Origin of the sequence: Neisseria sp. P0024.S006 (genome assembly GCF_051956595.1) — a bacterium.
Taxonomy (GTDB): Bacteria; Pseudomonadota; Gammaproteobacteria; order Burkholderiales; family Neisseriaceae; genus Neisseria.
The window spans coordinates 1-451 of sequence record NZ_JBQCXH010000056.1; the positions used below are offsets into that span (position 1 = coordinate 1).

Here is a 451-nt window from a genome sequence, read left to right on the forward strand (position 1 = left end):
ACTTAACCCAACATCTCACGACACGAGCTGACGACAGCCATGCAGCACCTGTGTTACGGCTCCCGAAGGCACTCCTCCTTCTCTGGAGGATTCCGTACATGTCAAGACCAGGTAAGATTCTTCGCGTTGCATCGAATTAATCCACATCATCCACCGCTTGTGCGGGTCCCCGTCAATTCCTTTGAGTTTTAATCTTGCGACCGTACTCCCCAGTCGGTCAATTTCACGCGTTAGCTACGCTACTAAGCAATCAAGTTGCCCAACAGCTAATTGACATCGTTTAGTGCGTGGACTACCGGGGTATCTAATCCTGTTTGCTACCCACGCTTTCGAGCATGAACGTCAGTGTTATCCCAGGAGGCTGCCTTCGCCATCGGTATTCCTCCACATCTCTACGTATTTCACTGCTACACGTGGAATTCTACCTCCCTCTGACACACTCTAGTCACCC

1 rRNA gene is annotated in these 451 nt (G+C 50.8%); it reads right to left on the reverse strand.

Going from position 1 to position 451, the window contains the following annotated elements:
• Positions 1–451 (reverse strand): 16S ribosomal RNA (locus ACTHUF_RS11250); the annotation flags it as partial.